Source organism: Haladaptatus sp. CMSO5, assembly GCF_036689885.1.
Lineage (GTDB): Archaea > Halobacteriota > Halobacteria > Halobacteriales > Halococcaceae > QDMS2.
This window is the reverse complement of record NZ_JBAHVW010000001.1, coordinates 2,419,594-2,433,977: the sequence shown is the minus strand read 5'-3', so window position 1 is coordinate 2,433,977 and position 14,384 is coordinate 2,419,594. Positions and strand designations below refer to the sequence as shown.

At 61.1% G+C, this 14,384-nt stretch carries 16 protein-coding genes and 1 tRNA gene; 10 read left to right on the top strand and 7 right to left on the bottom strand.

The features are described 5' to 3' along the window. Together V5N12_RS12945 and V5N12_RS12940 are read right to left on the bottom strand one after the other, a co-directional pair. Positions 1–762: an MBL fold metallo-hydrolase gene (locus tag V5N12_RS12945; protein WP_332899580.1), complete on the bottom strand. Its 762-nt coding sequence runs from the start codon at positions 760–762 to the stop codon at positions 1–3. A gap of 41 nt (positions 763–803) precedes the next feature. Continuing rightward, positions 804–3,470: an AAA domain-containing protein gene (locus tag V5N12_RS12940; RefSeq protein ID WP_332899579.1), complete on the bottom strand. Its 2,667-nt coding sequence runs from the start codon at positions 3,468–3,470 to the stop codon at positions 804–806. A gap of 102 nt (positions 3,471–3,572) precedes the next feature. Here V5N12_RS12940 and V5N12_RS12935 point away from each other — a divergent pair, with 102 nt between their 5' ends. The 4 genes from V5N12_RS12935 to V5N12_RS12920 all read left to right on the top strand — a co-directional run bounded on the left by V5N12_RS12935 (position 3,573) and on the right by V5N12_RS12920 (position 6,042). Then, entirely contained in the window at positions 3,573–4,121 is a 549-nt protein-coding gene (locus V5N12_RS12935; RefSeq protein ID WP_332899578.1) for a hypothetical protein, read from the top strand. A gap of 81 nt (positions 4,122–4,202) precedes the next feature. Next, positions 4,203–4,433 carry a hypothetical protein gene (locus V5N12_RS12930; RefSeq protein WP_332899577.1) on the top strand — a complete coding sequence of 77 codons (231 nt, stop codon included), beginning with the start codon at positions 4,203–4,205 and terminating at the stop codon, positions 4,431–4,433. Positions 4,434–4,498: 65 nt separating this feature from the next. Then, a complete protein-coding gene (locus V5N12_RS12925; RefSeq protein WP_332899576.1) occupies positions 4,499–5,665 on the top strand; it encodes a thiolase domain-containing protein in 1,167 nt (388 codons plus the stop codon). Then, on the top strand, positions 5,662–6,042 hold the full coding sequence (locus V5N12_RS12920) for a Zn-ribbon domain-containing OB-fold protein (protein WP_332899575.1): 381 nt from the start codon (positions 5,662–5,664) through the stop codon (positions 6,040–6,042). The genes V5N12_RS12925 and V5N12_RS12920 overlap by 4 nt, the downstream gene beginning before the upstream one ends. Before the next feature lie 12 nt (positions 6,043–6,054). On the opposite strand, the gene V5N12_RS12915 is transcribed toward V5N12_RS12920, so the two are convergent. From V5N12_RS12915 to V5N12_RS12905, 3 genes are all read right to left on the bottom strand, one after another. Next, positions 6,055–6,501 (bottom strand): hypothetical protein, encoded by a 447-nt coding sequence (locus V5N12_RS12915; RefSeq protein ID WP_332899574.1) that lies wholly within the window; start codon positions 6,499–6,501, stop codon positions 6,055–6,057. A 68-nt stretch (positions 6,502–6,569) separates the two neighbouring features. Next, the gene (locus V5N12_RS12910; RefSeq protein WP_332899573.1) at positions 6,570–7,532 is read right to left on the bottom strand and encodes a zinc-dependent metalloprotease; all 963 of its coding nucleotides are present in this window, start codon (positions 7,530–7,532) and stop codon (positions 6,570–6,572) included. A gap of 37 nt (positions 7,533–7,569) precedes the next feature. Next, entirely contained in the window at positions 7,570–7,923 is a 354-nt protein-coding gene (locus V5N12_RS12905) for a hypothetical protein (protein ID WP_332899572.1), read from the bottom strand. Positions 7,924–8,005: 82 nt separating this feature from the next. Between V5N12_RS12905 and V5N12_RS12900 the strand changes: the two genes are divergently transcribed. The 4 genes from V5N12_RS12900 (at position 8,006) to purF (ending at position 11,144) form a co-directional block, all read left to right on the top strand. Then, on the top strand, positions 8,006–9,064 hold the full coding sequence (locus V5N12_RS12900; RefSeq protein ID WP_332899571.1) for a M20/M25/M40 family metallo-hydrolase: 1,059 nt from the start codon (positions 8,006–8,008) through the stop codon (positions 9,062–9,064). A 46-nt stretch (positions 9,065–9,110) separates the two neighbouring features. After that, the gene (locus V5N12_RS12895) at positions 9,111–9,296 is read left to right on the top strand and encodes an LSM domain-containing protein (RefSeq protein ID WP_276246897.1); all 186 of its coding nucleotides are present in this window, start codon (positions 9,111–9,113) and stop codon (positions 9,294–9,296) included. After that, positions 9,293–9,466 (top strand): 50S ribosomal protein L37e, encoded by a 174-nt coding sequence (locus V5N12_RS12890; RefSeq protein ID WP_332899570.1) that lies wholly within the window; start codon positions 9,293–9,295, stop codon positions 9,464–9,466. Before V5N12_RS12895 ends, V5N12_RS12890 begins: the two co-directional genes overlap by 4 nt. A gap of 223 nt (positions 9,467–9,689) precedes the next feature. After that, a complete protein-coding gene (gene purF, locus V5N12_RS12885) occupies positions 9,690–11,144 on the top strand; it encodes an amidophosphoribosyltransferase (protein WP_442904945.1) in 1,455 nt (484 codons plus the stop codon). 3 nt (positions 11,145–11,147) lie between these two features. Here the strand turns inward: purF and V5N12_RS12880 are convergent, their stop codons facing one another. Further along, entirely contained in the window at positions 11,148–11,708 is a 561-nt protein-coding gene (locus V5N12_RS12880; protein ID WP_332899569.1) for a DUF420 domain-containing protein, read from the bottom strand. 108 nt (positions 11,709–11,816) lie between these two features. On the opposite strand from V5N12_RS12880, the gene V5N12_RS12875 reads away from it, so the two are divergent. Both V5N12_RS12875 and V5N12_RS12870 read left to right on the top strand, forming a co-directional pair. After that, complete coding sequence (locus V5N12_RS12875; protein WP_332899568.1) at positions 11,817–12,944, top strand: hypothetical protein; 1,128 nt, start codon at positions 11,817–11,819, stop codon at positions 12,942–12,944. Between the two features lie 46 nt (positions 12,945–12,990). Next, the gene (locus tag V5N12_RS12870; RefSeq protein WP_332899567.1) at positions 12,991–13,743 is read left to right on the top strand and encodes a ribonuclease H-like domain-containing protein; all 753 of its coding nucleotides are present in this window, start codon (positions 12,991–12,993) and stop codon (positions 13,741–13,743) included. Positions 13,744–14,128: 385 nt separating this feature from the next. Here V5N12_RS12870 and V5N12_RS12865 read toward each other — a convergent pair. Then, a tRNA-Leu gene (locus tag V5N12_RS12865) sits at positions 14,129–14,213 on the bottom strand. Between the last annotated feature and the right edge of the window lie 171 nt (positions 14,214–14,384).

The window sequence follows — 14,384 nt, the reverse complement described above, 5'->3', positions numbered from 1 at the left end:
TCATTCTTCGTCAATACCGAGCGAGAGGCCGTCTTCTGCGAACCGTACGTCGCCTTCGTAGTGCTTGCCAATCGAGTCGAGCATCTCGCGGTGTTTGTTGTTCGTGTGCGGGTACAGATGCGTCAGATACACGCGCCCAATGTCGAGCCCGGAGAGTGCCTCTCCCAGTTGGCTCGGTGTCGGGTGGTTCGACACGTCGATTTCGTCGGGGAACGAGCAGTCGTGAGCGAGGACGGCCGAGCCTTCTGCGAACTCGGCCAACTCGCGGAACGCCTCCGAATCGCCCGAGAAGGTGAACACGGGGCCGTCTGTTCCGACTGGTGTGAACCGATAGGCGAGACAGTACATCGAGTGGATGGTCTCCATCGCGGCGATGTCGAACCCTTTCAGTGTGAACGACTTGCTCGGGCCAACCTCTTTCAAATCGAGGTCAACCCTGCCCTTGAGATAGTCGTGCACGTCGAGGAGGTCGGTAACGAGGTCTGCGGTGCCGCGGGGTCCGACGACCGTGAGCGTTTCTTCACCGGCCAACCAGCGGGCTTTGAGCAACGGCAAAAGGTCTGCGACGTGGTCTAAATGGTGGTGGGTCAGGAGGATGGTATCCACGCCTTCGTAGCCCACGTCGGTGCGCGTAAGTGCGTGGAGGACGCCGCTCCCACAATCGACGAGCAGTCGCTCGCCGTCCGATTCGAGCAGGATACCGGTCTGGCCGCGCTCGCCGGTGGGCATCGCGCTTCCAGTTCCGAGAAACGTGAGTCGCATACCGAAGCAAACGCCCGCCTGCGGAAAAGGAGTTTTCCTCGCTACCGCGCCCACTCGACCATCCGCGCGTACAGGTCCATCGTCGAGAGGGCGTCTGCATCCCCGACGAGTACGAGCGCCTTCTTTGCCCGCGTGAGCGCCACGTTCACGCGGCGGTGGTCTTTAAAGATGGGACTGTCGAGCGTTTCCGTGGTGACGAAGGAGACGATAATGACCTCCTTGCTCGACCCCTGAAAGCGGTCTACGGTGTCCACGGCGACGGTTTCAGGGACGGTTCTCGAAATCTCTGCCACCTGCGCCCGGTACGGTGCGATGACGCCGATGGCTTCGTGAGGGACGCCTGCGTCCGCGTAGGCCGCGACCACGTCTGCGACCGCTTGCGCTTCGTCCGGGTTCGTGTTCCCGCGCGCGGTTCCGTCCGGGTCAACGAACGAGACGGTGTCGGTGAGGTGCTCGGGCAGCTTGCTCGCATCCACGTCCGACAACTGGTCGATGCGCTGGGCGGCCACCGCGGGCGTGGCCGGGCGGAGTTTGCCGTCGTAGAACTCCCGGGAGGAAAACGCCTGAATCTTCTGTGCCATGCGGTATTGGCGGTCAAGCATGACCGACGCCTCGGGGAACTGGTCGTGGAGGCGCTCAAACAGCGACAGCGAAAGGTCGCCGTCCTCTTCTTCCGGTTCTGACTGGACGACCGGCGGCAACTGTTCGTGGTCGCCAACGAGGACGAATCTCTCTGCCAAGTTGATGGCCGCGAGCGTGCCCGGTTCGGTGAGCTGGGCGGCCTCGTCTACGAGCGCCACGTCGAACGCTTGTTCGCGCATGACGCGGGAGCCACAGGCCGCGGTTGTGGCCGCGACGACGGATGCGTCGGTGATTTTCGCGGCTTGCACCGCTGGCTCACCGCGCGTCTCCAAGCGTTTGTCCTGCATGTCGTGGCGGACGCCGTTCTCTGAGCCAACGCGGACGAAATCCTCGAAGCCCTGGTCGCGGAGGGCTTCGAGTGCGTTGTCCACCGCACGATTCGTGAACGCGGAGAGCAGCACGCGGTCGCCACGCTCCACAAGGGCACGGATGATGCGGGCGATGGTGTACGTCTTTCCAGTGCCAGGCGGGCCGTGGACGAGCGCACAGTCCTCTGCGGTTACAGCGAGGTTCACCGCCGCATTCTGCGACTCGTTGTTGTCGATGTACGTGACCTGCTCGTCGTGGAAGGCGGGTTCACGGCGGCCAAAGAGAATATCCTTGCGCCGTTCCTCGCCCGTCAAGATGGCGTCGTGGAGCGCGACGAGCATCCGGTCTGCCGAGAGTTCAGAGGGATACACGTCGAGTCTCCTGAGTTCGAGTGGTTCGTCGGTGACGACGGTAATCTCGGTGCCGAGTTTCTGGATGCGACCGAGTTCGGCGTGGCCCTGCACTGGATTGCCGTCGCTTGCAAGGACGAAGTCTCCTTCTCTGAGTTTCGAGACGGGGTCGTCGCAGGTCGCATAATTCTCCCAGCGACCGTCTTCGAGTTGCTGTTGGCCGGTTGGTTCTAAGTCGATGAGCGCGAGGTCTGCGTCAGCGCGCTCTTCTGCGGTCTGTTCCCAGAGTTTTGCGTACTCCGTGTGGACGGCCCGGCGTTCGTGTTCGACGAGTCGGTAAAACTGCTCGAAGTAGGCGCGTTCCTCGTCGGGGACGGGTGCGCCAATCGTTCCGGCTTTCGAGTGCTGGCCGAGGCGGCCCGCGATGACCATGCAGCTGTCGCGCTCGAAGCAGTACTCGCATTTCGCGTTCGCCTCCTCACCCGTCGGCACGGACATGTCGAACTCCATCGCGGCGATTTCGTTGCGTTTTCTGAGGACGAACGCGAGAAAGCCCTTGCCCATCGAGAACTCTTTCGCGGGCGAGAGGTCGCCTGTTGCCTCGGCACGGTCGAGTGCCGCGTTTTTCGTATAGAGTAAGGTTCCCGTATCGGGCATCTCGCCGCGGTCTGAGAGCAGGAGTGAGTAACACGCGACCTGCACCTTGTCGTGAAAGCGCGGTTCGCGATTCGTGTTCTTGCCAGTTTTCAGTTCGACTGGCATGCCGCGGCGCAGCGCGTCGGCCCGGCCCTTGATGCCGTAGGTCTGGCTGATGAGCGTCTGCTCGCTTCGCCAGTCGTCTTCGGTGCCGAGGGTGCCTTGGGCGAGCCAGCCCTCGATGGCACGGGCGTTTGCTTTCACGTCTTCGCGGACTTCTTCCGTGTCTTTTTCGAGCAGGCCGAGGTCTAAGCCCGCCTCTTCGACGCGATCTGCGACGGCTTCTTCTAAGTCGCCTCCGCGCAGGAGGTCGCCGAACACCTCGTGGACGATGGTCCCTTTAATGACGGGGTAGTTGAGCGGGATGCCCGTGATTTTGTTGAGGTAGTACATCCGCGGGCACTGCACCCACGAGCGGATGTCGGTCACGTTCACGAGGAAAGACGGTTCGACCACGACCATGGTGTCTCCGGTGGTCGAAAATTGGGTTTCACCCTGATACTCGCGTTCGTCTGCGTCCTTCACGACGAGTTCCATCCCCGGTCTGAGGTAGTCGGCCGTTTCAGCCCACTTCCCCCAGAGGGTGAGTTTCACGGGGTCTGCCTGCCCGTTTTCGGGGCGGAGGGTGACCTCTGCGAGGTCGCTCTCCCCGTATTTCGTGTTGACTGACCGTTTTTCGCCGACTGAGACGACGGGACCCCGTAGATGCACGTCTGTCCTCCGTGACGCGCGGTGAAAAATCCTGCCCGTCGTGGCTCCCCCTCCGTTCCGATGGGCGATACATTCATTCTCACCCCGTCGCTAAGACTCGATATGCGCGTCCGGAACTGGCAAGACATCCTCGAAGACGTCGTCGAAAGCGGTGCGGACGCAGGCGACTGGCGAGCGGTCGCGGGCAAACGCAACCGTGGCCTCGGCGAAGACCTCTACCTCGGCCATCCGAAAGCAGGCGTCTTCCAACTCAAGACCTACGCGAAAAATCCTTTCGAGGTGAAGGGCGTCGGCACGCGCGTCGCCCGGCGGATTGACGACGATATCGAACCCTTCTTCCCGAACGAAAAGGTGGGCGGACGTTTTGGCATCCAGTCTCCAATCGAGAAATCGAAGGCAGAACGCACGGGCAAGGAACTCACCGAGATTCTGAAAGCGCATGCGGATGCCCCGACAACGCCGAATGCCCTCTTTGAAGACGTGATGGGCGCACTCGAAAGCCCAGCGTTCGGCCCGCTTGAATTCGACAGTACTGAGCGGTCTTCGAAGCTTAGTGAGCTTTCGTCAACGTTCGAGGAGGCGGAGAAACTGCTCGACGCCGAACTCGACGACCTCATCGAGGATGATGAAGTTGGTCGTGGGTTCATGTGACCGCCTTCTTAGCGTTTTCACGTACATTAAGGTTCGAGCACTCATGAGTCAGGCTATGATGCTGTGTACGGGTGGCCGGTGATGGTCGGCCCCTTATCGAGTGAAGAACGAACCGCAGCGACGCTACGGCTGAAAATCGGCTTCGTGGTGCTCGTCGGTGCCTCTGCCGGGCTCATCACGCTTCCGTCCTCCCCGTCTCTGTTCGAATTTGGGGTGGCGTTCCTCGCCGGGTCGGCGCTTGGCGTGTTGCTTGTCTGGCTGGTGTTTCCGGGAACGGGCGATATCGCGGGTGACGCCCGACGGCGACCATAAATCGGACAGGCATGACGGAATCACACGATTGATAACCGTGAAAATGAGAAGTTCGATGAGAACAGATGGCACGAGCAAGTATCGTGGGAGCCGGCATGACGAAGTTCGGCGTCCACGAAGCAACGTTACCAGAGCTTTTCGCTGAAGCAGCCCTCCCCGCAATGGATGATGCCGGTGTCGAAGCCGGTGATATCGACGCTTTCTATCTCGGCAACGCGATGGGTGGGCAGACCGAAAACGACACCCACCTCGCGCCGACACTCGCCTCGCACATCGGCATCGCGGGCGTGCCGTGTCAGCGCTTCGAGGACGCGTGTGCAACCTCTTCGAACGCGTTCAAACACGCCGTCCAAGACGTGGAGTCGGGCCTCCACGACGTGGTCATCGTCGGCGGGGTCGAGCGCTGCACGCCGGAAACCGGGCTTGGAACCGGCGAGATGACGCGCATCTTCGCCTCCGCCAGTCACCGCCAGTACGAACAGCCGACGGGCCTCACCTTCCCCGGCGTGTTCGCGCTGCTCACGAAGCGACACATGTTCGAGTACGGCACGACGCCGGAGCAACTCGCCGCCGTCGCGGTGAAAAATCACGCCCACGGCGCGCACAACCCACGGGCGCACTTCGGCCGCGATATCGACGTTTCGGACGTGCTCGACTCGCCTATTATCGCAGACCCGTTCCACCTCATGGACTGCTGTCCCTTCTCGGACGGCGCGAGCGCGGTCATCGTAGTCTCCGACGACATCGCAGACGAGTTCGACGCTCCCGTGGACGTGACTGGCGTGGGCCACGGCACGGATATCATCCCGCTCTCTGACAAACCAGACTTCCCATCGACGATGTCGGCCCGTCGCGCTGCTGAACAGGCGTACGAGCAGGCGGACATCACGGCAGCCGACGTGGACTTCGCGGAAGTTCACGACTGCTTTACCGGCGCGGAAGTGATGGCTTCGGAAGCACTCGGCCTGTTCGAAGACGGTGAGGGCGGCCCCGCCGCCGCCGAAGGCCGAACCTACATCGACGGCGACATGCCAATCAACCCAAGCGGTGGCCTCAAAGCGAAGGGCCACCCGATTGGCGCGACCGGCACCGCACAGCTCGTCGAACTCGTCGAACAGCTCCGCGGCGACGCGGGCGACCGACAGATTGCGGACGTGGAAACGGGCATCGCCCACAACCTCGGTGGCGACGCCGGTACCACGCTCGTCTCGGTCTTGGAGGTGCGCGCATGAGTCAAATAGAACTCCCGGAATCCCTGACCTACGAAAGCTGGAGTGAATCGCTCAAAAACGGCACGCTGCTCGGCCAGGAGTGTGCCGACTGCGGCCACCAGACCGCCGCACCGAAAGCCGCGTGCGTGCGTTGTGGCAGCCGCGACATTGCGACCATCGAACTCGAAACCACGGGCGAGGTCTACTCTGAGACGACCATCGCCGTCTCGCCTCTCGGTTTCGACGCGGGCTTCAAACTCGCCGTCGTCCAACTCGGCGAGGCCAAAACCGTTGGCCGCGTGAACGATGGCGTCGAGATCGGCGACACCGTGACGCTCTCTGACGTGTTCGAACACGAAGGCCAGCCGTCCCCCGTCTTCGAGTCGGTCTCCGAGTAACCCACCTGCAATCTATTTTGTGGTCGCTGCGTGTCGTTTCACGGCTTTGAGACCAACCTGTGCGACGTGTCCAGCACTGAAGGCGATAGCTCCGAGGATGAGTGCCTGGACGCCGAAGAACCCGAGCCCATCCGATGCGAGAAAAGAACTGATTCGATATGCGAGCGGTCGGCCCCAGAGACCGAAGAACGACGAGTAGGCCATATAGCCGAGGAGTGCGGCGTACGTCACCGCCCACGCGAAGAGCAAGCCGTGCTGGCGGTAGCCAACCCACAGCGCGCCAACCATGCCGACGATTGCAGCGTAGAATGGGATAAAAACGAGGCCACCGCTGACGTAGAACACGCCGACAGCGTAGCAGGCGAGTGTGACGGCGAACAGCCCAGCGACGATGAGCAGTCCATAGAGGCGGTCGATGTTGTTCGTCCCGAGGAAGAGCGACTGGAGGGCAGTGGGCATATTCGGCTGTTCACAAGTTGATTATTTAACACTAGTTGTGGAACCACTACAAAAATGAGAACCGTGGTTCAGGCGACCCGCGCAATCCAGCGTGCGGGATTCGCTAACTCGTCTTTCGTCGGGAGGTTTTCTGGCTGTTCCCAGACGAGGGCGGCGGTTTCGATGTCGCGGACGGCGGCCACCATCTCGAAGAACTCCTTGCCGAGTTCGTACTGGCGGCGTTTCATGCCCATGCCGAGCATCCGGCGGACGAGTTGGGCGATTGGGCCGCCGCCTTTGCGGCGCTCGTCGAGTTTGCGCCGGAGGTCTTCGTACTCATCGTCGAAGGCGTGGTCCATGATGAGTTCGGCGTAGCCCTCGACGGCGGTCATCGCGGTGTTCAGTTCGGTAAACGCCTCACGATTGATGTTTCCATCAGAGAGGTCGTCGATGCCTTCGCGCATCTGGGCTTCTAAGTGGTCAGAGAGCCACGGCGCGGCCCCGAACTCGGCGGCGTGGGCCACCTCGTGGAAGGCAATCCAGCGCCGAAAGCGCGGGAAGGGCGCGTCGAGCATGTCGGCCACGCGGACGATGTTCGGGTGGACGAAGTAGAGACCGTGGTCGATCTGCTCTTTCGACTCCTCTGCGAGCAGGAGTGGGTCGTACTGCCCGAGGACGTTGTTTGCGAGAAAGGAGAGGGCAAAGGCCATCGTCCCGGTGTTGACGACGCGGGCGACGCCGGGAATCATCGAGAGCTGTTGGTCTTCGAGTGGAGCCATCACGCGCTCGAAGGTGGTGATGTTGGCGTCCACCCAGTGGTGGCGGTGCTGAATCTCGACGGTGCGCGGCACGTCGAAGTCGATGCCGGACACTTCTTGCACCCGATTGCGGGCGTCGCGGACGTCGTCTGCGTAGCCCGCTTGCTCTGTGTCGGCTAACGTCAGGTCGCCGGGGTCAGTTGCGGCTTTCGTGGCTTCCGCGACGGCCTGCCAGTCGATGGGGCCATCGCCGGTCGCACTGGTGACCGCTCTGACGCTACGAAAGAAGTTCACGACTCTGTTTAGAGAGCGCCGGTAAAATGGGTTGTGCCTACTCGAGGTCGACTTCGGCTTCGCCGTCGCCGCCTCCGCGGAGTTTCTTCACGAGCATGACTGCGCCGACGAGGAACAGAATTGCGATGAGCGCGCCTTTGCCACTCGCGGTTTTCTCCCCTCCGACCTCGTCCACCTCGTCGCCGTCTTCGATGTCGATTTCCGTTTCGGCTGTCGCGTCTTCGTCGTCGTTTTTCGACCGGCGGAACCGGCCAAAGCGACGCGACTTCTCCGATGCGTCTGTGTCCGCAGATTCATCCTTGTCGCTCGATTTCGAGAACGTCGGGCCAAACTGGAAGCCGCCGCCGTTCTCGCCGTGCAGGTGCACCTCGAAGAGAGTGAAGTTTCCCATACTGTTCTATTGGTTGACCAACTGTTTATCGGTTGTGGCCTGGTTCGGGGGATTGATACGTTTCTCACACCGAGATTTAGCCATGAACGAGTCCCAGCGAGCGTTTCTCGATTCGCTCCTCGAAGCACCGAGCCCGTCTGGCTTCGAACTCCCCGTCCAGCGCCTCTGGGTGGACTACGTCTCTCAGTTCGCAGACGACGTTCACACCGACGCCTACGGCAACGCAATCGCCGTCTACGACGGCGGCGACCCGGAACTGGCGTTCACCGGCCACGCAGACGAGATTGGCTTCATCATCCGCACCATCGACGACGACGGCTTCCTCCGACTCGATAAGATTGGCGGGGCGGACAAGACTGTCTCTCGGGGGCAACACGTCACGATTCACACCGCAGACGGCCCCATCTCAGGTGTCGTGGGGCAGGCGGCGATTCACCTGCGCGACGGCGACGACGACAAGATCTCCGAGATTACAGAACAGCACGTCGATATCGGCGCGAGCGACAAAGCCGACGCCGAGGACCTCGTCGAAATCGGGGATGCCGTGACGTTTTCCTCCACCGTCAACGACCTCCACGGAACGCGACTGTCGGCCCGCGGGATGGACAACCGAATCGGCGTCTGGGCCGCCGCAGAAGGCCTTCGGCAGGCAGCGGAAGCCGAGGTAGAGGCTACCGTCTACGCGGTGAGTACGGTGATGGAAGAGATTGGCCTTCAGGGTGCGAAGATGATTGCCCACGACCTGAATCCGGACGTGGCCATCGCGGTGGACGTGACTCACGCAACCGACAGCCCCGACGCACCCGCGAACAAGGGTGGGGACATCTCGCTTGGGGACGGACCGGTCATCGCCCGCGGGTCTGCGAACCACCCACGAGTGGTTTCGCTCGCTCGACAGGCGGCGACGGCTGCTTCCATCGACGTGCAGTTACAGGCTGCTGGCTCATTTACCGGAACCGACGCAGACGCCTTTTTCACGACGCGTGGGGGCATTCCGTCGCTCAACATCGGGCTGCCAAACCGGTACATGCACACGCCGGTCGAGGTCATCGACACCGACGACCTCGTGGCCGTTTCCGACCTGCTGGGAGAGATTGCAGCCCACGCCGCCGATTTCGGTGAGTTTTCGGTGTCGCTCTGAGGGACAGGCCGGTACGTTTAATACCGCGACGAAGGGCGGTATGGGTATGAGTGGACGACCGCTCGACGTCCTCGAGGCGTCGCTAGGGGAGGAAGTCACCGTTCGCCTGAAAGATGGCGAGGTGTTCACCGGCGAGCTCGCCGGCTACGACCAGCATATGAATCTCGTGGTTGAGTCGGATGAAGACACAACCATTATACGCGGCGATAACGTCGTCACGATTACTCCATGACTGGTGCAGGTACTCCAAGCCAGGGTAAGAAGAACAAGACGACGCACGTGAAGTGTCGTCGCTGCGGGAACAAGTCCTATCACAGCAGAAAGAAGGTCTGTGCGTCCTGTGGCTTCGGGAAAACGGCCAAACGCCGTGAGTACGCCTGGCAGTCGAAAGCCGGCGAATAGACGCGATGAATCTGCGGCCGCGGTTGCGGTCGCGTGAAATTTTCTCTCTCCCCACCTCACGAGTGTCTACTCACGCGTGCGTGGTGTTCTCATCACACGCTGAGCGACGGTGCGGTGGTTCTCCACCCAAACATATACATGAACGTGTATATTTGGGCGGGAAGTTCAGGCGATTACGACACAATGGCGGGGGTTTTTACGGTTGGCCGCCACACCAACGACCATGGCAGATGGGCGGGATTCCCCACAGTTCCAATACGGCTTGACCGAAAAGTGCGGTGTCGTCGGCATCTCGCTGGCTGACCGACCCGCCGCGCGACCGCTATACTACTCGCTATATGCCCTCCAGCACCGCGGACAGGAGTCGGCGGGCATCGTGACCCACGACGGCTTCCAACAGTACAGCCACGTCGAGATGGGGCTGGTTGGTGATGCGTTCACGCTCAATGACTTAGACAGCCTTCACGGACAGGTCGGCATCGGCCACGTCCGCTATCCGACGGCCGGAAGCGTCGATTCGAGTTGTGCCCAACCGTTCTCCGTTTCGTTCAAAAGTGGCTCGCTCGGCCTCGCACACAACGGCAACCTCGTGAACGCAGACGAGATTCGCGCCGAACTCGAAGCCCACGGCCACGCCTTCACCTCAGACGGCGACACGGAAGTCATCGCCCACGACCTCGCGCGCAACCTCTTAGACGGCGACCTCGTGCGCGCCGTCAAGAAGACGATGAACCGGATTCACGGCTCGTACGCCCTCACCATCATGCACGACGACACCGTGATGGGCGTCCGCGACCCACAGGGCAACCGCCCGCTCGTCCTCGGCAAACTCGACGATGGCTACGTCCTCGCCTCAGAGAGCGCAGCCATCGACACGTTAGACGGCGAACTCGTCCGCGACGTGAAACCGGGCGAACTCATCGTCCTCGCAGAAGACGGCTCTGACTTCGACTCCTACCAACTCGTCGAGAACGACAACACGGCCCACTGTTTCTTCGAATACGTCTACTTCGCCCGCCCGGACTCGATTATCGACGGCAAACTCGTCTACGAAGTACGCCGCGAACTCGGGCGCAAACTCTGGGAGGAAAGCGGTATCGACACGGACGTCGTGATGCCCGTTCCTGACTCCGGGCGTGCGTTTGCCTCTGGCTACGCGGACGCCGCGGGCGACGGCGTCGAGTTCGCAGAAGGCCTCATGAAAAACCGCTACGTCGGGCGGACGTTCATCATGCCCACACAGGACGAACGCGAGCGTGCGGTGCGCCTCAAACTGAATCCCATCAAGTCCACCATCGAGGGGAAAACCGTCACTATCATCGACGATTCGATTGTTCGCGGAACCACGTCGAACCAGCTCGTCCAACTCCTCAAAGACGCCGGTGCGGAGGAAGTCCACATGCGCATCGGCGCACCCGCCATCATCGCGCCGTGTTACATGGGCATCAACATGGCCACCCGCGATGAGCTGATTGCGTCTGATAAATCGGTCGGAGATATCCGCGATGTCATCAACGCAGACAGCCTCTCGTATCTCTCCATCGACGCGATTGCAGACGTGTTAGAAACAGAACGCCTCGACCTCTGTCTCGGCTGTGTCACGGGCGAGTACCCCTACGACATCAACGGCGAGGAAACGGACAGAGACGTGTCGCGGCCGGTGTTCGCAGACGACTGATTTTCAGTAGATAATATACAGCAGGAGGTAGACGCCAATGCCCATTGAGAACGAGACGAGCCACAGCGCCGCCGCGATCCGGCCAATCCGCTTGTGGCTCGACTTCGGAATCTCTCGAATCGGGCGGGTGAGCGCGGTGAGCACGACGTAGTAGAGCAGCGGAATGCAGGCGATGGCGAACAGCATATGGATGGCGAGAAACGGGTAGTAGAGATACAGCTTGACCGTCTCTGGCCCCATGAAACTCGTCGTGCCCACGAACGAGATGCGGTAGAGATAGAGACTCAAGAACACGGCGAACAGTCCGAGGGCGGTGAGCATGGCGGCGCGGTGTTTCAGCACCTGTCCCTGTCGAATCCAGCGCCAGCCCTGTATGATGGTGAGGATGGCGACGAAGCTGATGGCGGCGTTGAGGTGGGGGATTGACTCGTACACCCAGTCGGGCGCACGCGGAAGGATGCTCGTGGGAATCGCTCCAAGCACGGCACCGAAGACGAGCGCCAATGAAATGACCGTGAGCAGCCCCGTAAGCGCCGGGACGCGGTCTCTGGTGAGAACTTCCATGTGCCCGTCTTGCCCCTGCGGACGGATAGCCGTTACTCGATGCTTTCTGCGAATCCGCCCCATTAACTCAGTTATAACCATCTTCCTGTCGCACCACCTATACTAGCGATGACGCTTCCTCGCCGTCACTTCCTCGTCACGTCCGGCCTTCTGCTCGCGGCCGGATGCTCAACTACCCAACCGGAACCAACCTCGACCACCACACAGACTGGTGACGATATTACGACCACGACAGCCACACCGACCCAAACGACGTCGACGCCGACGACAGCGCAGCCAACCACGGAGACGCCGACTGAAACCGAGACAGAAACGGAGACCGAGACGGAAACACCGGAACCGCAGGAGAACGAAACAGCGCGTGAGGCGCTTGTCCGCGCCGAGTTCAATCTGGCAGAGGCCGTCACCCTTTACAGTGACTTCGGAACCGGTGCGTCGATTCTGAGCGTGACCGCCGCGACCGACGACTTCGAGTGGACGCCGATTGGAAACAAGGTGAGAGAGGCGTGGGACAGACTCGACACCGCAGACGAGTTCGGGACTGACGTCCAACTGGAGCGAAGCGCCCAACTTCGTGACGTCGGCGAGTTCGTTCGCTACGCCGCCCGGTGTCAAGACCGCGTTATCACGGCATACCACCAAACCGTGCGGGCGACCGGCGGCCTCTACGCCGACGACTCCTTCGAGTTCACCGCGGGGCTCAACCAGCAACGCGACGCACGCAACGCCGCCTCCACGCTTCTCGACACCCTCCTCGACGAGACGACCCCACAGAGCACAGCGGGGACGGATACGCTCTCGCGAGCCGAGTACGAGGGGAAAGTCGCGCAGTTCGAAGCAGAACTGCTCGTGAGCGAGGAACTTGCGGGGTTGCTCCGAGAGTTCGATTCGATTCTCGAAGCCTACGACCAGGGCGTCTCGCGGCTGTTTGCGCACAACTACGACGACGCAGAGGAGGACTTCGATGCGGTTGGTCTCGACCTCGACACGTTGGCGACGAAGCTCACCCAACTTGACCGACCGAGGTCGTTCGATTCGCTGCTCGATGAGCTCGCGACCGTGGCCGCCGTCCTCAGCGACGTGTCGGCTGATTTGCGAGACAGCGCGCTCGCGGGCGACGAACGCGATGAGGAGACCCGTGACGAGGCGCTCGCGGACGCGAGAGACCGCCTGCTCACCGACGACGTTGTGTCAGAGATGGCGATCACGGAGACCATCTTCGACGGCGAGTTCTGACCGGGAAGACAACGGCTTTACGTCGCCGGCCAGCCCTTCTTTCGACATGCGTATCGAGAACAGTTTTATTCCCGTCACCGGGGTTGGCGCTGGCACCGAGCGCAAGCTCTGGCAGTCGGGTATCACCCACTGGGACGAGTTCGACCGCGCGGCGGTCTCAGACCGAAAAGCAGACAACATCGAGCAGTTCATCGAAGAAGGCTACGACCGCTTAGAAGCCGGTGACGCCCGCCACTTCAATTCTATCTTCCCCTCCGGCGAACAGTGGCGCATCTACGAAAACTTCGCCTCTGACGTGTGCTTTTTCGACATCGAGACGACCGGCCTGAGTCACAAAAACTCGGTCGTCACGACCGTGAGCTTCCACCAAGACGGCGAGACGACGACGCTCATCCGCGACGACAACCTCACCGTCGACGCGCTCGACAACATCTTCTCCGAGGCGAAAATAATTGCCTCGTTCAACGGCAAACGCTTCGACGTCCCCTTCCTCGAAGGCTCGTTCGACATCGACATCGACCACCCGCACATCGACCTGATGTACACCTGCAAGAAGCTCGGCCTCTCGGGCGGCCTGAAACAAATCGAGAAGGACATCGGCATCGACCGCGACGAACCCGACATCACGGGCCGAGACGCCGTCCGTCTCTGGCGCGAACACGAACGCGGGAAAGACGGCTCGCTCGACACGCTCGTCAAGTACAATCGCGCCGACACGGTGAACTTAGAAACGCTGATGCAAACGGTGACGAGCCAACTGCACAAAGACGTGTTCGAAGCCGGTTGTAACGGGAACTGAGCGGTTCTATAGCTGTTTTAAAAACTGCTGTGGCTCTGGATTCGTAGCTTTCTGTAAAAACCGAGTTGCCACTCTTTGGGAGTGGGTTCATCAGTAAGTTTGTGCGTGGGTGCTGTCTCTGAGACGAGCACCCGCACTGAAGGCACGGATGAACGTGCCGTAGCAGTGCGTGGGACCGGATTTGAACTTCCGTAACTCGTTCGCGTTGCTCACTCGTCACGACGTTCGCAGTCGGCGTGCCGACTGCTCACCGGCGGACCTCTACAGAATGTGATCTGTCGAGACTACCGGCTATTGGATATTGGTTCCGTAGTAAGTTTGTGCGTGGGTGCTGTCTCTGAGACGAGCACCCGCACTGAAGGCACGGATGAACGTGCCATAGCAGTGCGTGGGACCGGATTTGAACCGGCGGACCTCTACAGGACAGCGCCCTCAACGCTGCGCCGTTGGCCTGGCTTGGCTACCCACGCATGCCGTTCTTTGCAAGCAATCTTTGCTTTCTCGGGGGTAAATAAAAGGGTGTTCATTTTCTGTTGGGGTCGGGAGGCGCTCACATGGCAGACGGCGGTGTGATTGTCGGCTCAAAATTCGTTCGCTCACGAACGAGAAGGGCTTTTCTCTTCTGAGTCTCCACCTTCCAG